Raw genomic sequence first — 20,130 nt, 5'->3', positions numbered from 1 at the left:
GCCTTTCGTCAACCGAGCGTAAGAGCGGCCTCCTAGCATGGCCCATATACAAATAGAGACAAGGGACAAAAGACATGGCGGCGTTTTCTCCACTGAGCCCGGGGTTGCAGCTGATGCGGCGCATGCGCTGGCCTGGCAAAGTGGCATGGGGTACTGTGCTGGCCTTACTGGCCGTGGTGTTGGCGGGGCTCTCCGCTCCGTATTGGCTGACGGCCATTGCCTGTGCGCTGATGCTGTACGTGCAACTGGCGCTGTGGGTCAGCATGGCCCAGGACATGGAGGCGGTGGCTGGCTCCATGCGCAAAACGACCCAGGGTGACCTGACCGTGCACGCCAGCCTGCAAGGCCGTGACGAGATGGGTGATATGGCCCGTTCGTTGGACCAGATGGTATACAAACTTTCGGCCATGGTGGCAGACATTCGCAGCAATGCGGCGCTGGTTGCCCACGCGGGGCAAAGCCTGGCGCAGGGCAATCGGGCTCTGGCCGACCGCACCGAGCAGCAGGCTGCCAACCTGGAGGAAACGGCGGCGAGCGTGGAGCAGTTGTCTTCGACCGTGCAAAACAATGCCCACACAGCCCTGAGCGCCGATCAGAAGGCCGCCCAGGTGCGACAGGCCGCAGACAGCGGTGCTCAGGCCATGGGCCGAGCCGTGCAATCCGTGGAGGCTATCCAACAGGGTGCACGCCGCATGAGCGAGATCATTGGCGTGATTGACGGTATCGCCTTTCAGACCAACATCCTGGCCCTGAACGCTGCGGTGGAGGCAGCCCGCGCGGGCGAGCAGGGTCGGGGCTTTGCGGTGGTGGCCAGCGAAGTGCGCATGCTGGCCCAGCGCTCCGCCGAGGCGGCCCGCGAGATCCGTGACCTGATCCAGACTTCAGTGGGGCAGGTGGAAGACAGCGCGGGCCTGATTCGCTCCGCAGGCGAAGGGATTTCGGCCATGGCTGGGGGCATCCACAGTGTGGCCGCCAGCATGAGCGAGATTGCCAACTCCAGCAACGAACAAAGCACGGGGCTCAAAGAGATCAGCGGTGCGGTGCAGCAGCTGGACCAGATCACCCAGGACAACGCGCAGATGGTGGGGCTGGCCGTGCAGCAGGCCGAGGCACTGGAGCAGCGCGCCAGCACGCTGAATCAGGCGGTGGCAGCCTTCAGGCTGCAGCAGGGCACTGCGGAAGAGGCGGTAGCGCTGGTGCGCAAGGCGGTGGCATTGCGCCGCTCCAGCCCGCGCGAGCAGTTTCTGGGCCGGATCACGGACAAGGCTGCGGGCTTTCATGACCGCGACATGTATGTGTTCGTGCTCGATGACTCGGGACGCTACCTGGCCTTTGGAGGCAACCCCGCCAAAGTAGGCACGCGGGTGCAAGACATTCCAGGCATTGCCGGTGACCAATTGGTGTACGACATCGTGACCCAGGCCCAGCAAGGGCCCGGTTGGGTGGAATACGACATTACCAACCCCGCCACTGGGGTTGTGCAGACCAAGATGTCGTTCGTCAGCCAGGTGGACGATTGGTATGTGGGGTGTGGCGTCTACAAAACCTTAGCGGCCCGGTAGCTTGGCGAGTTGGGCAGGGGGCAGACTCGATCAGTGTGCCTAGCAGGTGAAGTCGGCTCGCTTCAGCTGCCGCCCGCACGCAATTGTCTTGCGCGCTCCATGGCTGCGGCAATCGCTGCGCGCCTAGTGGCCGCTGCGTCCTGCAATGGTGGCTCCGCAGGTGCATTCGCAGGGGGCGCGTCTTCTTCTAGCAAGCTGCGCCGGATGTCTGCGGCTGTTTCATCCTGCGCCCCGGTTTGGGCGAGGCGCTGTTGGCGTGCGGCGTAACGCTCGCGCGCCTCGTTGGCTTGCTCTGCACTCCAGGCGGCCCAGCCGGTACGGTCGCCGGTCACGCTCTCCAGCTCAATGCAATCCACCGGGCAGGCGGGCACGCACAACTCGCAGCCTGTGCAATACGGCTCTATCACCGTGTGCATTAGCTTGTTGGCGCCCACGATGGCATCGGTGGGGCAGGCTTTGATGCACAACGTGCAGCCGATGCACCAGTTTTCGTCAATGAACGCCACGGCACGAACCGATTCTTGTCCGTGCTCAGGGTTCATTGCCAGCGGTGGCACACCCATGATGCCTGCGAGCCGCTCGATGCCCTGCGCACCGCCGGGTGGGCATTGGTTGATGCCCGCTGCGCCCACGGCCACTGCCTGCGCGTAGGTAGCGCAGTCCGGGTAGCCGCAGCGGGTGCATTGGGTTTGGGGCAGCGCCGCATCGATGCGGCGCGCCAGCTCGGCGGTGGTGGCGCAGCCCGCTGTGGCGGGCTGGGCAGGGCTCAAGCCTTGCGTGCCGAGGTGGCTCGGCGGGATCGCTGGGTAGGGGCTGACGTAACGGCTGCCGCCGTTGCCGATTCTGCGGGGGCCGGTGCTGCCGCCCCTGTGCGAGAGGTCGCCGTCTTGCTCACCGGGGCTGCGCTCAACTGGTGTTCCACAATGAACGCCTTGACCTGCGGGTACACGAGTTCGCGCCAGCGTCTGCCGCTGAAGATGCCGTAGTGCCCAGCACCTTTGGCCTCCAGATGGCGTTGCTCTTTGCGCACAATGCCGGTGCACAGGTCGTGGGCGGCCTCTGTCTGGCCCGAGCCAGAGATGTCGTCCAGCTCGCCCTCTACCGTAAACAAGGCGGTGGTGGTGATGTCCTGCGGGCGTACGCGCTCGACTTTGCCATCGGGCGAACGCACATCCCAGGTGCCATTGACCAGCCTGTACTCCTGGAAGACGGTGCTGATGGTCTCCAGGTAGTAATCCGCATCCATGTCCAGCACAGCGTTGTACTCGTCGTAGAATTTGCGGTGGGCTTCGGCGCTGGCGTCGTCGCCTTTGATCAGGTCTTTGAAATAGTCGTAATGGCTGGAGGCGTGGCGATCAGGGTTCATCGCCACAAAACCGGTGTGCTGCAAAAAGCCGGGGTACACGCGCCGACCAGCCCCAGGGAAGTTGTCTGGCACCCGGTAGATCACATTGTTCTCAAACCATTCAAAGCTGCGGTTCATCGCCAGGTTGTTTACCGATGTAGGCGACTTACGGGCGTCAATGGGGCCGCCCATCATGGTCATGGTCAACGGCGTGGTCTCGCCCCGGCTGGCCATGAGGGACACAGCGGCCAGCACGGGCACCGTGGGCTGGCACACGCTGATGACGTGGCAGTTGCCATAGGTCCCTTGCAGATAGCGAATGAACTCCTGCACGTAGTTGACGTAATCGTCCAGGTGGAATTCACCTTCGGATAGCGGCACCAGGCGGGCATTCTTCCAGTCGGTGATGTAGACCTTGTGGTCCTTGAGCATGGTGCGCACGGTGTCGCGCAGCAGTGTGGCGTAGTGGCCAGACAGCGGTGCCACGATCAGCACCACCGGCTGACCCTTGATCTTGGTCAGGGTAGCGGGATCGTCTGAAAAGCGCTTGAACCGGCGCAGTTCGCAAAATGGCTTGTCCAGCTCAATGCGCTCATGGATCGCCACCCCCACACCGTCCACATCTACGCTGGGGATGTCAAAGGTGGGTTTCTCGTAGTCTTTGCCCAGGCGGTACAGCAGGTCGTAGCCAGCCGACAGGCGTTGAGCCAGCGGAATCTGGTTGAACGGCGAAACCGGATTGCTGAAGAGTTTGGATGCTGCTTGCGCAAAGTCAGCAAAGGGCTCCATCAGGGAGCGCTGGGTTTCGTAGATCTGGTAGAGCATGGGGCGAAACTCCGTTATGTTGCAGTGCAATATAGCAGCACTCCGTAACAAAGGAATGGAGTAAAACCACCAATCGCGAGTCGCCTTTGCGACAGATTGGCGCCCGTGAATGCCATGCTACCTGCCCATGCATAAGGCATTTTGCTATAAAAAATATAGCTTCCAGCGCTTTTGTATAGAGCGCTAGCGGCATTTTTATTGATGAACTAGGCCTTGCCAAGCGTTCAGGTCTGGTTTTCTTGCAGCCAGCTCTCAAAGGCCTGCCGCGCCACATTGCGCAAGGCCGGGCGAAACTGGCCCTTTTGGCCCAGGTAGAGGCAGTGGCGCATCACCGTAAACGGGTTGAACGAGGCCTGTGGGTTTTGCTCTTCAAAATGCTGCTTGTAGCGCTTGACGGTGCCAATGGTGTGGCGCAGCAGTTCATTGAATTGCGAGCGGGTCATTCCAGGCTGCCACAGCTGGATATCGGCCACAAAACTGTCCACCTTGGAGGCCTCGAACTCGAAGTCTTTGAAAAAGTGGTTGGCAATCTTGAGGAAGGTGAACGCGTTGAGCTCGCTGCCCAGCGCCGACGCCTTGGGGGCCTGCAGGGCATCTTGCTGCGCCTCAGTCGCGGGCTCTGCGGTTTCGTCTGGCGCCTGCAGCAACTCTGCCGCAGTGGCATCGCGGATCTGCAAGAACTCGCGGTCTGCCAGCTCAAACAACGCCGACAGCACATTGATGCGCCGCTTGAGCTGCCCCGGAATGGATTTTTTGTACTTGATTTTGTGGTCCAGCACACTCCAAGAGTCTTGGATGATGGTGCGGATCTGCAGCTCGAAAGGCCAGGGGGCTTCTGTTGCTGATTCAACCTGGGCTTTTGAGGAGGCTTTGGCACGCAGGTCCAGGTGCAGGCCCTTGTAGCCAAACTCGGTCTCCGTGCTTTCCACGGCTGCAGCCTTGTTGGTGACTTCGATCACGGCGTAGTGCGACTGCACGAGTTGGGCTACTTTTTCCAGCTCATCTTCATACAGGCACACCACCCGCACGCCGATCAAGTCGGTGATCCACGGCTGGATTTCATACGGTGTGTTGCTCTCTTCCAGGGCCGCCCTGTACTTGCGGCGGAACTTGCGAATGCACTCTTCAACGTCTTTGACGCGGCCCTCTACTTTTGAGACATCCAGGTTGGGGGCGGCAACCAACAATTGCTCCACAGTCCGGACCACATGGTCGCAGACTGCCTGCAATTGAGGCAGGTGGTTGCGGTAGTACGTGCGGAACTGGGATTCTTCCAGTTCCAAATCGATGGGTGCCATGGTGCTAGGTTCTGCGTATTGTGTGGCCGGAGCCGAGTGGCGTAGCTGTCGGGTTAGAGCGCTCGGTATTGGCGCCGCTTGAAGATTCTGGGGGCGTCATATCGTAAGCAGTCGCTGGGCGCGGTAATAGGTTACACAGCACGGACTCAGACACGGCACAAACCCTGCAGGAATTTGTGCACACTTTGTGAAAAATCTTTTCTGGACCCTTGGCACTTGCTGATAATGGCCCCGGTGTGAGCGACCATGCTGCTCGCGCGTACCCGCGCCACATTGGTTCGGGTCCAGTCCCAACAATGTCCCCAAAGCCAACCCCACCGTCTTCTTCGGCAGACAACGCCCCTGTGTTCCAGCGTCGCTGGGGTTGGGTGCTTGCGCCCGTGCTTTCTTTGGTGATGTTGAGCCTGACCTACGCCCACTGGCGAAGCGAAGAGCGGGGCAGCCGGGAGCGCCGTGACGTCAATTTCCAGGTTGCCGCAGAACGGATTGGTTACAACTTGGCTGACCGCATGGCCACCTACGAAATGGTGCTGCGTGGGACGCGCGGGTACTTCGAAGGCTCCGAGAGGATTGATCGGCAAGAGTTCCAGTCTTACGTCAGCTCACTGCAGTTGCAAGAAACCCGTCCTGGTCTCAAGGGGATTTCACTCGTCCTGAAGCTACCGTCGGTGGCGCTGGCCTCCCACATCCAGGACATGCGCCAGCGCGGCTTTCCGCAGTACACCGTGCGCCCTCCGGGTGAGCGGCCCACCTACGCTGCCATTACCCATATCGAGCCTTTGGATGCCGAGAACCAGCGTGCGCTGGGGCTAGACGCCTACATGCTGCCCGCTGCCCGCGAAGCGCTGGACCGCGCCGCCGACACTGGCACCTTGGCCGTTTCTGCCATGCTGCCGTTGGCGCAGGACGAGGCGGCGGGGACGCCCAGGGGGTTGGTGATGTACCTGCCGATCTACACCAATGGCGCAGTGCTAGACACCCTCCAGCAGCGGCGGGCTGCGTTGGTGGGGTGGGTGTCAGCGCCGTTTCATTTGTCTGAGGTGATTGCCGGCCTGTCCCGCGAGTTCGATGCAGACATAGGCCTGGATGTGCTGGATGGCGACACCCAGGACAGCAACAGTTATCTCTACACCGATGCGCGCCTGGAGCATGGTCAGGCCCAGCGACAGATTGTTCGTCCGATGACGTTTGGGGGGCGCACCTGGAACCTGCGCATGGTGCCCTTGCCTGCATTTGAGGACCGCTATGAGTACGAAACCCACCATTTGTCTGCATTGATTGGGGCTTTGCTCAGCGTGGTTTTGGGTTGGTTCGCCTGGCTGCTGGCCACGGGCCGGGCGCGCGCTGAATCGCTGGCATACACCATGACTGCAGAGCTGCGCGGAGCGCGCGACGAGTTGGCCAGCACGCTCAACGCCATTCCAGACTTGCTCATGGAAATCGGCCCCGACGGGCGCATTGCCTACTGCCGCAGCGGGCACTTGGCCGCGCTTGCCGAGCCTGCTCGCAGCTTTGTGGGCCGGCGGCTGGAAGACATCATGCCGCCGGCGGCTGCCACAGGATGCCGCGCCGCCCTGCAAGCGGCAAACGCCACGGGCTATTCGGCGGGCCACCAGTTTCGCCTGGATTTGCAAGGCCAGATCTACTGGTTTGAACTGTCCATTGCGCGCAAGCCGACAGGTGCTCCCGGAGAGCCACCGTGTTTCATTGCGCTGTCGCGAGACATCACCGAGCGCAAAAATGCCGAGGCCCGCTCGCACCAGCTCGCCTACTTTGATGCGCTCACCCAGCTGCCCAATCGCCGCATGCTGATGGACCGCATGGAGCAGGCCGTCGCGGCCGCACAAACATCCAAGCAGATGGGGGCGGTACTGTTTGTCGATCTGGACAATTTCAAGCAGATCAACGATGCCCGTGGCCACACGGTGGGTGATGCCATGCTCAAGCAGGTGGCGCAGCGCCTTTTCAGCCTGCTGCGCCCGGGCGACACGGTGGCGCGCCTCAGTGGGGACGAGTTTGTGATGCTGATCGGGCATTTGGGGACTGACATCGAAGGGGCAGGCCGGGCAGCGTTGCTTGTGGCCGAAACCGTGCGCGCCGCCTTGGAGGTGCCCTACAGCATCCAGACCCATCTCTACAGCAGCACCAGCAGCATCGGCATCACGCTGTTTCCCAAGCAAGCCGAGGGCACCGAAGACCTGCTGCGCGAAGCAGACACAGCCATGTACCGCGCCAAAGACATGGGGCGCAATCGCATCCGTTTTTATGAAGCCGCGATGCAGGCCGATGTGCAAGAGCGCCTGGCGCTGGAGCAAGACCTGAAGAAAGCCGCAGCCGAAGGGCAATTGGCGGTGTATGTGCAGCCCCAGGTCAATGCCCTGGGTGCCGTGGTGGGCGGCGAGCTGCTGATGCGCTGGAACCACCCCGAGCGCGGCAACGTGCCGCCCAGCCGCTTCATTCCCCTGGCAGAGGCGTCAGGGCTCATCCTGCGCATGGGCGACTGGATGATTGGCCAGGCCTGTGATGCCCTGGCCAAGCTGCAGGCGCAAGGGCAGGCGCTGTCGATCTCTGTCAATGTGAGCGAGCGGCAGTTTCGGCAGGAAGACTTTGTGGAGCGCATCCGCAATGTGCTGGCCGCCACCGGTGCCAAGCCCGAGTTGCTGATCCTGGAGGTGACCGAAAGCCTGCTGATCGAGAACCTGGACGACACCATCGCCCGCATGACAGAGCTGGTGCAGTTGGGCGTGCGGTTTTCCATCGACGACTTTGGCACCGGCTATTCCAGCCTGGCGTACCTCAAGCGGCTGCCACTGTACGAACTCAAGATTGACAAGAGCTTTGTTCAGGACACCCCGGGGGATCCCAACGATACGGCCATCGTGCAATCCATCCTGGCGGTGGCCGGTCACCTCAAGCTGCGGGTGGTGGCTGAAGGGGTCGAGACACAGGCGCAGGCAGACTTCCTCATCCAAAGCCATTGCGAATGCCTGCAGGGGTATCTGTTCGGGCGCCCGCAGCCACTGGGAGCCTGGCTGGACAAGCAAATAGGCCTTGGCACGTAGCGCCTGCGGACTGGGCTGCCAGGCCCGCTCAGCAGGCCATTCTCAATGCTCTTGGTGGTTGGCCAAGGAGTCCGCCACCGCCTGTTGGGCCAGGGCAAACACTTCGCGTGCAGGCCGGTCTTTGAGCAGGTGGTTGCTCCACACTTGGCGCCAGATGCGTGCCCCCGGCAAGCTGTGGCGCAGGCCCAGCATGTGGCGCGCGATGTGGGCCCAGGGTGTGCCGTGCAACGCCGCTTCGCGCTCCATGTACTCCACCATCGCCAACTCCACCGCGTCGCGGCTCAGGGGGCAGGGCGCGCCACCATAGTAGAGCGCGTCCCAGCGTGCCAGCCACCAGGGGTTGTGATAGGCCTCGCGGCCAATCATCACGCCGTCCAGGTGCCCCAGCTGTTCCTGCACCACTGCATCGGTGGTGATGCCTCCGTTGATGGCAATGGTGAACTGCGGAAACTCGGCTTTGAGGCGGTGCACCACCTCGTAGCGCAGCGGCGGGACATCGCGGTTTTCCTTTGGGCTCAGGCCTTGTAGCCAGGCATTGCGCGCATGCACGATGAACACCGTGCAGCCCGCGTCCGCCACGGTGCCGATGAAGTCGCGCACAAATCCGTAGCTTTCGTCCTTGTCGATGCCAATGCGGTGCTTCACCGTCACGGGCACAGCCACCACGTCCTTCATGGCCTTTACGCAGTCGGCCACCAGTTGGGGGGCTTTCATCAGGCTGGCGCCAAACGCACCGCGCTGCACACGGTCGCTGGGGCAGCCGCAGTTCAGGTTGATCTCGTCATAGCCCCATTCCTGGCCCAGCCGCGCTGCTTGGGCCAGCTTGTCAGGTTCGTTGCCGCCCAGCTGCAGGGCCACAGGGTGTTCTTCGGCGTTGTAGCGCAGGTGCCGTTCGGTGCCGCCGTGGATGATGGCCCCTGCATTCACCATTTCTGTGTACAGCAGGGTGTGCTGGGTGAGCAGGCGGTGAAAGTAGCGACAGTGGCGGTCCGTCCAGTCCATCATGGGGGCGATGGACATGCGCCAGGGGCTATGTTTGGTTTCCACAGGATTCAAGTAAGAAAAGACAAGGTGAGCGTGGCGGCGAAGTTGCGCGCCAGGGAGAGGCAGCAAGGCTGCCATCCCAGCGTGCAGTGACGGATTATCCCACCAGCCCAGGTGCGATGCAGGGGATGTTGTGGGTAAAAATGCCACCCAAGCCTTTATCTGAAAGCGCTAATAGCTATTTTTTTGATAGCTGAATGGCTTGCTCTTTCGGTGGCTTTTTCCTTGCGAAATGTCGCAAAACGTTTCGGCGATACTTGCAGCAGAGCCCTATCAGGGGGCGTTTCCCTTTTGTCCATGCACCACACCATTTTTGACACCCCGGTGGTCAACACCTTGCTGCGCGCCTTGTCTGTAGCCACTTTGCGCTTGACTGGCTGGCGGGTAGAAGGCGCTTTGCCATCCCACGCTGCCAAGTGCGTGCTGATTGCCGCCCCTCACACCAGCAACTGGGACTTGCCCTACACACTGATGCTCGCCTTTTCACTGCGCCTGAGGGTGTACTGGATGGGCAAGCACAGCCTGTTCAAGGCGCCGTTTGGCGGCGTGATGCGCTGGCTGGGCGGTATCCCGGTGAACCGGGAACAATCGAACAACCTGGTTGCCAGTTCGGCCCAGGCCATGCGGGATGCCCAGGGGCCCATGCAACTCATCGTGCCCCCTGAAGGCACACGCGGCAAAACGCGGCACTGGAAGACGGGGTTTTATTTCATTGCTCAGCAGGCTGGTGTGCCCATCGTGCTGGCGTTTGTGGACTATGGCCGCAAGGTGGGCGGGCTGGGGCCTGTGTTCGAGCCCACAGGCGATTTGGAGGCCGACATGGCCGTCATCAAGGCGTTCTATGCCCCCATCCAGGGCAAGAACCCTACGCAGTTCGAGGCCTGAGGGTTTGCATAAAAATGGGCCTCTAGCGCTTTCTGGATAAGCGCTGGAAGCTTCAATATTCATAGCGCTCAGCGTTTAATTGCGGGCGTGCGGGTCATGACTGACGCGGCCCAGGCCAGTGCTGCCGCGCTGGCGCCTCACCCTTCTCGATGCGCGCAGCGAGTCGAGAGAAGGGGGAAGCGGCGCAGCCGATCAGGGGGATGTCACCCTACTTGCCTGCGATCAATCTTGCGGCTGAGCACGATGCTGGTCTGCGTCTGGTGCACGCCATCGAGCTGGCCCACGCGGTCGAGCAAGGTGTCGAGCTGCTCGTGGCTGCCACAGCGCAAAAACACCAGGTAGTCAAACGGCCCGCTCACGGCCGACACCTCTTCAACCTCGGCCATCGCCTCGAGTGCACGCAGCACGGCGGGCGCAGCCTTGGGCAGCACGCTGATGCTGCACCAGGCCCGCACGGTGGTGGCATCGAGCCGAGTGCCCAGCCGCACGCCATAGCCAGCCACCACGCCCGTGCGCTCCAGCCGCGCAATGCGCGCCACCACCGTAGTGCGCGCCAGGCTCAACTTGCGCGCCAACTGGGCCGTGCCCTCTCGGGCGTTGGCTTGCAGCAGGCTCAGCAACTGGCGGTCGGTGGCGTCCAGCACTGGAGGGGAGGCGGGTAGTGTGGGTTCAAACGTCATAGTGGCCATGATATTCGCCATTATGACAAAACAAAACCCATCTTTCGATGATTTGGCTGCTACACATTGACAGCACCCTTGCCTAGGATCAGGGCATCTTTCACACCGGCTTGCGGGCATGCCGCAAGCCCACACCAGGAGCACTGCCATGGCCACCACTTCCACCCGTCACGCCATCACCATCCTCGGCGCTGGCCACATCGGCTTTGCCATGGCGCTGTTGCTGCAGCACACCCGCGACTACGACGTCAGGGTGGTAGACCGTGACCCGGCGCGCCTGGCCGAGGCGGCGGCCCTGGGGGTGTCCACCCAACTGGCCACAGATGAGGCGAGCCTGCAGGCCGCCATCGGCGGCTGCTTTGCCGTGCTCAACGCACTGCCGTTTCACCGCGCCGTGCCGGTGGCCACGCTTTGCGCTGCAGCGGGAGTGCATTACTTTGACCTGACCGAGGATGTGGCCAGCACCCAGGCCATCCGCGCCCTGGCGGCCCATGCCCGCAGCGTGCTGATGCCCCAGTGCGGCCTGGCGCCTGGGTTCATCGGCATTGTGGGCAACGACCTGGCCCGGCGCTTTGACACCCTGCACACGCTGCGCATGCGCGTGGGGGCACTGCCGCGCTACCCGCAGGGCGCCTTGCGCTACAACCTGACCTGGAGCACCGAGGGCCTCATCAACGAGTACTGCAACCCCTGCGAAGCCATTGTGGACGGCGTGCGCACCACCGTGCCCGCCCTCGAAGGCCTGGAAACCTTTGCACTGGACGGCGTGGAGTACGAGGCCTTCAACACCTCGGGTGGCTTGGGCACGCTTACCGAAACGCTGGCAGGCAAGGCCCGGCAGGTGGACTACCAATCCATCCGCTACCCAGGCCACAACGCCATCCTCAAGCTGCTGCTCAACGACCTGCGCCTGCGCGAGCGGCGCGATTTGCTCAAGGACATTCTGGAGACCGCCATCCCCACCACTGACCAGGATGTGATCGTGGTGTTTGCCACCGCCTCGGGGCTGCGTGGTGGCCGTTTGCTGCAAGAGTCGTACTCGGCGCATATCGTGGGCACCGAGCTGGCGGGCCACCGGCTCAGCGCCATTCAGCTCACCACTGCCGCAGGCATTTGCACGGCGCTGGACCTGGTCGCCCAGGGCCGGTTGCCGCAACAAGGCTTTGTGGGGCAAGAGGCGGTGGCGTTGGCAGACTTTGTGGCCAACCGGTTTGGAGTGGCCTATGCGGGAGATAGCGCGCTGGTGCTTTAAGGCCTCAGTGCGTCAACGTCCGCCGGGCTTTTGGTACATGCCTTCAATCGCCTGCTCAAAATGCCCCATCAGGTTGGTGCGCTTGAGCTTGAGGGTGGGCGTCATGAAGGTGTTCTCAATCGTCCAGGGCGCCAGCGTCAGGTGCACGGCGCGGGGCACGGCATAGCGTGCAAAGCTGGCGGTGTTCTTCTCAATGCGGGCCAGCACGGCGCGGTGCACGCTGGGGTGCTGCAGGCTGTCGGCTTCTTGCGGGTTCAGCCCCAGGTCGGCGGCCAGGTGCTGCCATTCCCGCAGGTTGAGCACGGCCACGCAGGCGATGAAGGGGCGGTTCTCGCCCACCACAAAGGCCTGCTCCAGCAGCGGGTCGGCCAGCATGGCCAGCTCCAGGTCGCCCGGCGGGATCTTTTCGCCGGTGGAGGTGACGATGATTTCCTTGATACGGCCCTTGATATAGATGCGCCCGTTCACGATGTCCGCCTGGTCGCCCGTGCCCAGCCAGCCGTCGGCGTTCAAGATTTTGGCGGTGTCCTCTGGGCGCTTCCAGTAGCCCTTCATCACGATGGGGCCACGCACCTGCAGCTCGCGGTTCTCGCCAATGCGCACCTCCACGCCGGGCAGGGCCTTGCCCACGCAGGCGGGGTCGTTGTCTTCTGGCGCGTTGACCGACACCACGGGGGATGTCTCCGTCATGCCGTAGCCCTGAATCAGCGGCAGGCCCAGCCCCAAAAAGCACTTGGCAATGGTGGGTGACAGTGGGGCGCCGCCACTCACCGCCACCCGCACGCGGCCACCAAACTGGGCCATCAGCGGCGCAGCCACCAGGGCGCGCAGCAAGGGCCAGGGCAGGGCGGCCATCCAGCCTGCGGCCTTGGCATCGTCCGGCGCAGGGGCGGGCAGGCCCTGCGCGGCACAAAAGCGTGCCCAGCCCTTGCTTTGCGCGGCTTCGTACAGCTGCATTTTCCAGGGCGAACGCGACAACTTTTCTTGCACCTTGGCATGGATGCGTTCGTAAATGCGGGGCACGGACACCAGCACCGTGGGGCGCACCGTGCGCAGGTCTTCCGCCAGCAGCGGCACCGACCGGGCATAGGCCACGCAGCTGCCCGCTGCAATGGGCAGGTAGTAGCCACCCGTGCGCTCAAACGTGTGCGAAAGCGGCAGGAACGACAGAAATACGTCTTGCGCCGTGGGGGCAATGCGCTCGAGCACCGCCTTCACATCGCTGACCACGTTGCGGTGCGTCAGCATCACGCCCTTGGGTTTGCCGGTGGTGCCAGAGGTGTAGACGATGGCCGCCAGGTCATCGGCCCCTGGGGGTGTGGGAGTGGGCCACTGGGCCAGCGAGGGGGCTTGGTCCGCCCCCTCCAGCCATTGCGCCAGTGAGCCGACCAAGGGGCCGTCCAGTGGCATTGAAGCGCCAGCCTTGTCTGCCGCGCTGGCCTCGGTTGCGGGGGCATCTTCATCCGTGAACACCACCGCGCGCAGGGCCGGGAAGGGCGTGCCCACAGCGCATATCTTGTCCCATTGGGCACGCTGGCCCAGGATGAGCATCGAGGCTTCGCAGTCGGCCAGGATGTAGGCAATGCTGCCGGGGTTGTCGATGGCATGCAGCGGCACGGGCACACAGCCCGTAGCCAAGGTGGACTGGTCTGCGCACAGTGCGTTCAGCCCATTGGGCAGCAGGATGGCGATGCGGGCGGCCTGGGGCAGTTGCATGGCGCCAATGGCCGCCGACCAGCGCTGCACGTGCAGCGACGTGTGTTGCCAGCTCCAGCTCTCCCAGGCATGGGTGGCCGGGTTGAAGGCGCGATAGGCCTCGCCCTCAGGGGTGCTGGCCACGCGGTAGGCCAGGAGTTGGGGGAGCGTCTGGACGCTGGCGATATCGCGAGGGGAGGGTGTCATGGGGCGGAGGAAAGCGGGGCGCCGGGAGGCTCTCTGCACGCATCGGATGGACCGTGTGCTCGGAAAGGACTTGGTACAAACCCTAATTTTGGGTGCCGGGCATGATAACCACCGTGCAGGCTTCGTTACGTCCTGCAATGACTGCTGTGCTCAGGAATGCCGAGCAGGTCCTGGCCCGCTCACGTCAGCCTTTATGTAGCGGCTTCCAGCCCCTGCGCAAAGTGCGTCTGCATGGCCTGCATGGTGCCGGCTGCGTCTCGCGCCAGCATGGCTTCCAGAATCGCCCGGTGCTCTGCCAACGAGTCCTCGATGCGCCCTTGTTTGAACAGCGAGTTGTGGCGGTTGAGCTTCATCACCTTGCGCAGGTCGGCCACCATCTGGCTGCGCCAGCGGTTGTCCGCCATCTCCAGCACCAGCATGTGAAAGCGCTCGTTGACGGCAAAGAATTTTTCGCGGTCGGCCACAGCACCTTCCAGCTCGGCGTGCAGCGCTTGCAGGGTCTGCTGCTGCTCGGGCGTGGCACGCTCGGCCACAACGCCTGCGGCGTCGCTCTCCAGCAGGCTGAGCAGGTGGTACACGTCGCGCAGGTCTTTTTCGCTCATCTCCGTCACATAGGCGCCACGGCGCACCTTCATCGTGACCAGGCCTTCGGCGGCCAGCACCTTCAGCGCCTCGCGCAGGGGGGTGCGGCTGATACCAAACTCTTCCGCAATCTTGAGCTCGTCAATCCAGCAGCCGGGCTGCAGCTCGCGCCGGAAGATGCGCTGGCGCAATTGCTCGGCAACTTCTTCGTAAAGCGCGCGGGGAGTAAGGGTGACAGCAGACATGGCCCGGATTGTAAGCTGGCTGGAATATTTTGAATCAATAATTATGAATGATGTAAACTCGCCGCCACATCGGGACCAGCCCTCGCGCCGTTTTACGCACCCACGCCATCTTCGGAGAAGCTTTCGCCATGAGTGACAAACCCCACAACAACGCCCCCGAGTTCGCTGCCGCTTCGCTAGAGGCATGGGCCAAGGCGGCGGCCAAGTCGGCCCCCGGTGGCGATGTGAACGCCTTGAACTGGGTGACACCCGACGGCATCACCGTCAAGCCGCTGTACACCGCCGAAGACACAGCCAGCCTGCCGTACGCCAACACCTTGCCTGGTTTTGAGCCCTACCTGCGCGGCCCCCAGGCCACTATGTATGCGGTGCGCCCCTGGACGATTCGCCAATACGCAGGCTTCTCGACCGCTGAAGAATCCAACGCCTTCTACCGCAAGGCCTTGGCCGCGGGCGGGCAGGGTGTGTCGGTAGCCTTCGACCTGGCCACCCACCGGGGCTACGACAGCGACCACCCGCGCGTGACGGGCGACGTAGGCAAGGCGGGCGTGGCGATCGATTCGGTCGAGGACATGAAGATCCTGTTCGACCAGATTCCGCTCGACAAGGTCAGCGTCTCCATGACCATGAATGGCGCCGTGCTGCCCGTGCTGGCAGGCTACGTGGTGGCGGCCGAAGAGCAGGGCGTCTCGCAAGACCAACTCTCAGGAACCATTCAGAACGACATTCTGAAAGAGTTCATGGTGCGCAACACCTACATCTACCCGCCCAAGCCCTCGATGCGGATCATTGGCGACATCATTGGCTACACGGCCAAGAACATGCCCAAGTTCAACTCGATCTCGATCTCGGGCTACCACATGCAGGAGGCTGGGGCCAACCAGGCGCTGGAGCTGGCCTTTACCTTGGCCGACGGCAAGGAATATGTGAAGACCGCCATCGCCTCGGGCCTGGATGTGGACGAGTTCGCCGGGCGCCTGAGCTTCTTCTGGGCCATCGGCATGAACTTCTACCTCGAAGTGGCCAAGATGCGCGCTGCGCGCCTGCTGTGGTGCCGCATCATGAAAGAGACCGGCGCCAAGAACCCCAAGAGCCTGATGCTGCGCACCCACTGCCAGACCAGCGGCTGGAGCCTGACCGAGCAGGACCCGTACAACAACGTGGTGCGCACCACCATCGAAGCCATGGCAGCCGTGTTCGGCGGCACGCAGAGCCTGCACACCAACGCGCTGGATGAAGCCATCGCGCTGCCTACCGAGTTCAGTGCCCGCATCGCGCGCAACACTCAGCTCATCATCCAGGAAGAGACCCACATCACCAACGTGATCGACCCTTGGGCCGGCAGCTACATGATGGAGAAGCTCACCCAGGACATGATGGATGCCGCCTGGAAGATCATCGAAGAGGTCGAAGCCATGGGCGGCATGACGCAGGCCGTGGACAGCGGCTGGGCCAAGCTCAAGATCGAGGCTGCTGCCGCCGAGAAACAGGCGCGCATTGACAGCGGCAAGGACGTGATTGTTGGCGTCAACAAATACAAGCTGGCCAAGGAAGACCCGGTCGACATCCTGCAGATCGACAACATGAAGGTGCGCGACGGCCAGATTGAGCGCCTGAAAAATATCCGGGCAAAACGTGACCCAGCGCTTGTCCAGCAAGCGCTGGATGCTCTCACTTCTGCAGCAGAAGACGGCAGCGGCAACCTGCTGGACCTAGCCATCAAGGCGGTGCGCCTGCGCGCCACCGTGGGCGAAGTGTCTGACGCGCTCGAAAAGGTGTTTGGGCGCCACCGCGCCGATACGCAAAAGGTGACCGGTGTGTACGCAGCCGCTTATGACTCGGCCGAAGGCTGGGACAAACTCAAGACCGAAATCAACGCCTTTGCCGAAGAACAAGGCCGTCGCCCCCGCGTGATGATCGCCAAGTTGGGCCAGGACGGCCACGACCGGGGCGCCAAGGTGGTGGCCACCGCGTTTGCCGACTTAGGCTTTGACGTGGACATGGGCCCGCTCTTCCAGACGCCCGAGGAATGCGCCCGCCAGGCCATCGAGAACGACGTGCACGCCGTGGGCGTGAGCACGCTGGCCGCAGGCCACAAAACGCTGGTGCCCGCCATCATCCAGTCGCTCAAGGACCAGGGTGCGGACGACATCATCGTGTTTGTGGGCGGGGTGATTCCGGCGCAGGACTATGAGCACCTGTACGAAGCGGGTGTGAAGGGCATCTACGGCCCTGGCACGCCGATTCCGGCCAGCGCGAAGGATGTGCTGGAGCAGATTCGCAAGGCCTTCGTAGCATGAGTGAGGTATCGCCCACGCGCTTAGTGGAGTGCCGTTTGGAGATGTTGCATTGAACACCCCTGCATTCACCTTGCATCCCGTGGTCGAGGCTGACTTCGAGCCCATGCTGGTGTTGCGCACGGCTGCCATGCGTGAAAGCCTGGAGCGAGTGGGGCGGTACACCCCAGAGCGCTCTCGCGAACGACTGCGCGCGGCTTTCGTGCCCGAACACATGCAACATTTGCAGGCACCCGACGGACATCGCATGGGATTTGTCACGGTGCGCCCTGAGGGCGAGCGCGCTTTGCGACTGCAGCACCTGTATTTGCACCCTGACTGGCAGTGCGCTGGTGTAGGCGCTGCAGTGCTGTCCCAAGTGCAGGACAGGGCTCGCCGTGAAGGCAGGGTGCTGCGCGTGACTGCGCTGCAGCGCAGTGACGCCAACCGCTTCTACCAGCGCCACGGTTTCGTGAAGACGGGCGAGGAAGGCGTAGATGTGCACTACGAGTGGCGGTCTCTGGAGAGTGCCGAATGACCGCGTCCCCGACCACGATTGCGCGGCAGCCTTCGGTCAGCGGCTTGCTGGACGGTATCGCCGGTGACGCTGGTGTCGTGCAGCGCCGCGCCATGTCCAAGGCCATCACGCTGCTCGAATCCACCCGCACTGACCACCGCGCGCAGGCAGACGAGCTGCTCACCGCGCTGCTCCCGCACACCGGCAAAGCTTTCCGCCTTGGCATAAGCGGCGTTCCGGGTGTGGGCAAGTCCACCTTTATCGAAGCCCTGGGCCTGTACCTGATCGACCAGGGCCACCGCGTGGCCGTGCTCACCATCGACCCCTCCAGCACCGTCTCGGGCGGCTCCATTCTGGGCGACAAGACGCGCATGGAACACCTGTCGGTGCACGAAAAGGCCTACATCCGCCCCAGCCCCTCCAGCGGCACGCTGGGCGGCGTGGCCGAGAAGACGCGCGAGGCCATGCTGGTCTGCGAGGCCGCAGGCTACGACGTGGTGATTGTCGAAACCGTGGGCGTGGGCCAGAGCGAGATCGCGGTGGCGGGCATGACGGACATGTTTGTGCTGATGCAGCTGCCCAACGCGGGCGATGACCTGCAGGCCATCAAGAAGGGCGTGATGGAGATTGCGGACCTGGTGGTCATCAACAAGGCCGACATCGACAAGAACGCCGCCACGCGCGCCGAGGCGCAGATCACATCGAGCCTGCGCCTGCTCAGCCAACACGGCAACCCCGAGAACGCGCACCACGACGAAACGCTGTGGCACCCGAAGGTAGTGCAAATCAGCGCGCTGCTGGGGCAGGGCGTAGACAGTTTCTGGGCCGCCGTCACGCAGTTCCGCCAGCTGCAATCCGCCAACGGCCGCCTGGCCACGCGGCGCGAGAAACAGGCGCTGTCCTGGATGTGGGAGCGCATCGACGCAGGCCTCAAGCTCGCGTTTCGCCAGCACCCGCAGGTGCGTGAGCTACTGCCCCAGATGCAGGCCGATGTGGCCGCAGGACGCATTGCGGCATCGACTGCAGCACGAAATCTGCTGCTAGCGCAAGCTGGACAAGCGCAAGCAGCTATCAAATAAATCGTAAGCAATAAACCGAATTCACCAAAGGACGACCATGCAAGACATCCTGGATCAACTGGAGAAAAAGCGTGCCCTCGCACGCCTGGGCGGCGGGCAAAAGCGCATTGATGCGCAGCACGCCAAGGGCAAGCTCACCGCGCGCGAGCGCATCGAGCTGTTGCTGGACGACGGCACGTTCGAGGAATGGGACATGTTTGTCGAGCACCGCTGCACCGACTTTGGCATGGAGGACAACAAGATCCCCGGCGACGGTGTGGTGACGGGCTACGGCATGATCAACGGCCGCCTGGTGTTCGTGTTCAGCCAGGATTTCACGGTGTTTGGCGGAGCACTCTCCGAAACCCATGCCGAAAAGATCTGCAAGGTGATGGACCAGGCCATGAAGGTCGGCGCACCGGTCATCGGCCTCAATGACTCGGGCGGCGCCCGCATCCAGGAAGGTGTGGCGTCCCTCGGCGGCTATGCCGACGTGTTCCAGAAGAACGTGCTGGCCAGCGGCGTGATTCCGCAGATCAGCATGATCATGGGCCCCAGCGCCGGTGGCGCCGTGTACTCGCCCGCCATGACCGACTTCATCTTCATGGTCAAAGATTCGAGCTACATGTTCGTGACCGGCCCCGAAGTGGTGAAGACCGTGACGCACGAAGAGGTCACCGCCGAGGAACTGGGCGGCGCTGTGACCCACACCACCAAGAGCGGTGTGGCCGACATGGCGTTTGAGAACGACGTGGAGGCGCTGATGATGCTGCGCCGCCTGTACAACTACCTGCCGCTCAACAACCGTGAGAAGGCCCCGGTGCGCCCCAGCAACGACCCGGCTGACCGCATGGACCTGAGCCTGGACACCCTGGTGCCCGAGAACCCCAACAAGCCCTACGACATGAAGGAGCTGATCCTCAAGACGGTGGACGATGGGGACTTCTTCGAGCTGCAGCCCGAGTACGCCAAGAACATCCTCATCGGCTTTGCCCGCATGGAAGGCCAGACCGTGGGCATCGTGGCCAACCAGCCGCTGGTGCTGGCGGGCTGCCTGGACATCAAGTCGAGCATCAAGGCCGCGCGTTTTGTGCGCTTTTGCGATGCGTTCAACATCCCCGTGGTCACGTTTGTGGACGTGCCCGGCTTCATGCCCGGCACCAGCCAGGAGTACGGCGGCATCATCAAACACGGCGCCAAGCTGCTGTACGCATACGCCGAGTGCACTGTGCCCAAGATCACCGTCATCACCCGCAAGGCCTACGGCGGTGCATACGACGTGATGAGCTCCAAACACCTGCGCGGCGACGTGAACCTGGCCTGGCCCAACGCCGAGATTGCGGTGATGGGCGCCAAGGGCGCGGTGGAAATCATCTTCCGCGAAGACAAGAACGACCCCGTGAAGCTGGCCGCGCGTGAGGCCGAATACAAGCAGCGTTTTGCCAATCCGTTTGTGGCCGGTGCGCGTGGCTTTATCGACGATGTGATCCTGCCGCACGAGACACGCAAGCGCATCTGCCGCTCATTGGTGATGCTGCGCGACAAAAAGCTGGAAAACCCATGGCGCAAGCACGGCAACATCCCACTGTGAGCGGAC

15 protein-coding genes are annotated in these 20,130 nt (G+C 62.9%); 8 read left to right on the top strand and 7 right to left on the bottom strand.

From position 1 onward, the window contains the following. The first annotated feature begins 74 nt into the window (after positions 1-74). On the top strand, positions 75-1,562 hold the full coding sequence (locus CLU86_RS07570) for a methyl-accepting chemotaxis protein (protein ID WP_099741185.1): 1,488 nt from the start codon (positions 75-77) through the stop codon (positions 1,560-1,562). Between the two features lie 62 nt (positions 1,563-1,624). On the opposite strand, the gene rsxB is transcribed toward CLU86_RS07570, so the two are convergent. The 3 genes from rsxB to CLU86_RS07555 all read right to left on the bottom strand — a co-directional run bounded on the left by rsxB (position 1,625) and on the right by CLU86_RS07555 (position 5,030). Beyond that, positions 1,625-2,332, bottom strand: coding sequence for an electron transport complex subunit RsxB (gene rsxB / locus CLU86_RS07565; RefSeq protein ID WP_099741184.1), 708 nt, complete (start codon positions 2,330-2,332; stop codon positions 1,625-1,627). After that, positions 2,329-3,732 carry a polyhydroxyalkanoate depolymerase gene (locus tag CLU86_RS07560; protein WP_099741183.1) on the bottom strand — a complete coding sequence of 468 codons (1,404 nt, stop codon included), beginning with the start codon at positions 3,730-3,732 and terminating at the stop codon, positions 2,329-2,331. Before CLU86_RS07560 ends, rsxB begins: the two co-directional genes overlap by 4 nt. A gap of 224 nt (positions 3,733-3,956) precedes the next feature. Next, the gene (locus tag CLU86_RS07555) at positions 3,957-5,030 is read right to left on the bottom strand and encodes a GTP pyrophosphokinase family protein (RefSeq protein WP_099741182.1); all 1,074 of its coding nucleotides are present in this window, start codon (positions 5,028-5,030) and stop codon (positions 3,957-3,959) included. 509 nt (positions 5,031-5,539) lie between these two features. Between CLU86_RS07555 and CLU86_RS07550 the strand changes: the two genes are divergently transcribed. After that, positions 5,540-8,092 carry an EAL domain-containing protein gene (locus tag CLU86_RS07550; protein WP_233194864.1) on the top strand — a complete coding sequence of 851 codons (2,553 nt, stop codon included), beginning with the start codon at positions 5,540-5,542 and terminating at the stop codon, positions 8,090-8,092. Between the two features lie 42 nt (positions 8,093-8,134). Here CLU86_RS07550 and dusA read toward each other — a convergent pair whose 3' ends face one another. After that, a complete protein-coding gene (gene dusA, locus CLU86_RS07545) occupies positions 8,135-9,139 on the bottom strand; it encodes a tRNA dihydrouridine(20/20a) synthase DusA (RefSeq protein ID WP_369803814.1) in 1,005 nt (334 codons plus the stop codon). Positions 9,140-9,433: 294 nt separating this feature from the next. Here dusA and CLU86_RS07540 point away from each other — a divergent pair, with 294 nt between their 5' ends. Beyond that, complete coding sequence (locus CLU86_RS07540; RefSeq protein ID WP_099655522.1) at positions 9,434-10,021, top strand: lysophospholipid acyltransferase family protein; 588 nt, start codon at positions 9,434-9,436, stop codon at positions 10,019-10,021. A gap of 203 nt (positions 10,022-10,224) precedes the next feature. Here CLU86_RS07540 and CLU86_RS07535 read toward each other — a convergent pair whose 3' ends face one another. Then, on the bottom strand, positions 10,225-10,701 hold the full coding sequence (locus CLU86_RS07535; RefSeq protein ID WP_099741179.1) for an Lrp/AsnC family transcriptional regulator: 477 nt from the start codon (positions 10,699-10,701) through the stop codon (positions 10,225-10,227). A 148-nt stretch (positions 10,702-10,849) separates the two neighbouring features. On the opposite strand from CLU86_RS07535, the gene CLU86_RS07530 reads away from it, so the two are divergent. Next, entirely contained in the window at positions 10,850-11,953 is a 1,104-nt protein-coding gene (locus CLU86_RS07530) for a saccharopine dehydrogenase family protein (RefSeq protein WP_099743396.1), read from the top strand. A gap of 12 nt (positions 11,954-11,965) precedes the next feature. Here CLU86_RS07530 and CLU86_RS07525 read toward each other — a convergent pair whose 3' ends face one another. Both CLU86_RS07525 and CLU86_RS07520 read right to left on the bottom strand, forming a co-directional pair. Next, positions 11,966-13,855, bottom strand: coding sequence for a long-chain fatty acid--CoA ligase (locus CLU86_RS07525; protein WP_099741178.1), 1,890 nt, complete (start codon positions 13,853-13,855; stop codon positions 11,966-11,968). Between the two features lie 191 nt (positions 13,856-14,046). Continuing rightward, on the bottom strand, positions 14,047-14,682 hold the full coding sequence (locus tag CLU86_RS07520) for a GntR family transcriptional regulator (protein ID WP_099741177.1): 636 nt from the start codon (positions 14,680-14,682) through the stop codon (positions 14,047-14,049). Between the two features lie 128 nt (positions 14,683-14,810). Here CLU86_RS07520 and scpA point away from each other — a divergent pair, with 128 nt between their 5' ends. From scpA to CLU86_RS07500, 4 genes are read left to right on the top strand one after another with little or no spacing between them, the layout of a single operon-like run. After that, the gene (scpA, locus tag CLU86_RS07515; protein WP_099741176.1) at positions 14,811-16,982 is read left to right on the top strand and encodes a methylmalonyl-CoA mutase; all 2,172 of its coding nucleotides are present in this window, start codon (positions 14,811-14,813) and stop codon (positions 16,980-16,982) included. A gap of 49 nt (positions 16,983-17,031) precedes the next feature. Then, entirely contained in the window at positions 17,032-17,496 is a 465-nt protein-coding gene (locus tag CLU86_RS07510; RefSeq protein WP_369803813.1) for a GNAT family N-acetyltransferase, read from the top strand. Continuing rightward, on the top strand, positions 17,493-18,554 hold the full coding sequence (gene meaB / locus CLU86_RS07505) for a methylmalonyl Co-A mutase-associated GTPase MeaB (RefSeq protein WP_255408824.1): 1,062 nt from the start codon (positions 17,493-17,495) through the stop codon (positions 18,552-18,554). Before CLU86_RS07510 ends, meaB begins: the two co-directional genes overlap by 4 nt. 37 nt (positions 18,555-18,591) lie before the next feature. Beyond that, positions 18,592-20,124, top strand: a complete 1,533-nt coding sequence (locus CLU86_RS07500) for an acyl-CoA carboxylase subunit beta (RefSeq protein ID WP_056062687.1) — start codon at positions 18,592-18,594, stop codon at positions 20,122-20,124. Positions 20,125-20,130 lie beyond the last annotated feature (6 nt).

The sequence above is a fragment of the Acidovorax sp. 62 genome (assembly GCF_002754495.1).
Lineage (GTDB): Bacteria > Pseudomonadota > Gammaproteobacteria > Burkholderiales > Burkholderiaceae_C > Acidovorax.
The sequence above is the reverse complement of the archived record's forward strand: the minus strand, read 5'-3'. Positions and strand labels throughout refer to the sequence as shown.

Bases quoted from the DNA above. Each gene is read 5' to 3' on its own strand.
- CLU86_RS07570 (WP_099741185.1), top strand. From the start codon at position 75: ATGGCGGCGTTTTCTCCACTGAGCCCGGGGTTGCAGCTGATGCGGCGC.
- CLU86_RS07560 (WP_099741183.1), bottom strand. From the start codon at position 3,732: ATGCTCTACCAGATCTACGAAACCCAGCGCTCCCTGATGGAGCCCTTT.
- CLU86_RS07555 (WP_099741182.1), bottom strand. From the start codon at position 5,030: ATGGCACCCATCGATTTGGAACTGGAAGAATCCCAGTTCCGCACGTAC.
- CLU86_RS07550 (WP_233194864.1), top strand. From the start codon at position 5,540: ATGGCCACCTACGAAATGGTGCTGCGTGGGACGCGCGGGTACTTCGAA.
- CLU86_RS07540 (WP_099655522.1), top strand. From the start codon at position 9,434: ATGCACCACACCATTTTTGACACCCCGGTGGTCAACACCTTGCTGCGC.
- CLU86_RS07535 (WP_099741179.1), bottom strand. From the start codon at position 10,701: ATGACGTTTGAACCCACACTACCCGCCTCCCCTCCAGTGCTGGACGCC.
- CLU86_RS07530 (WP_099743396.1), top strand. From the start codon at position 10,850: ATGGCCACCACTTCCACCCGTCACGCCATCACCATCCTCGGCGCTGGC.
- CLU86_RS07525 (WP_099741178.1), bottom strand. From the start codon at position 13,855: ATGACACCCTCCCCTCGCGATATCGCCAGCGTCCAGACGCTCCCCCAA.
- CLU86_RS07520 (WP_099741177.1), bottom strand. From the start codon at position 14,682: ATGTCTGCTGTCACCCTTACTCCCCGCGCGCTTTACGAAGAAGTTGCC.
- scpA (WP_099741176.1), top strand. From the start codon at position 14,811: ATGAGTGACAAACCCCACAACAACGCCCCCGAGTTCGCTGCCGCTTCG.
- meaB (WP_255408824.1), top strand. From the start codon at position 17,493: ATGACCGCGTCCCCGACCACGATTGCGCGGCAGCCTTCGGTCAGCGGC.
- CLU86_RS07500 (WP_056062687.1), top strand. From the start codon at position 18,592: ATGCAAGACATCCTGGATCAACTGGAGAAAAAGCGTGCCCTCGCACGC.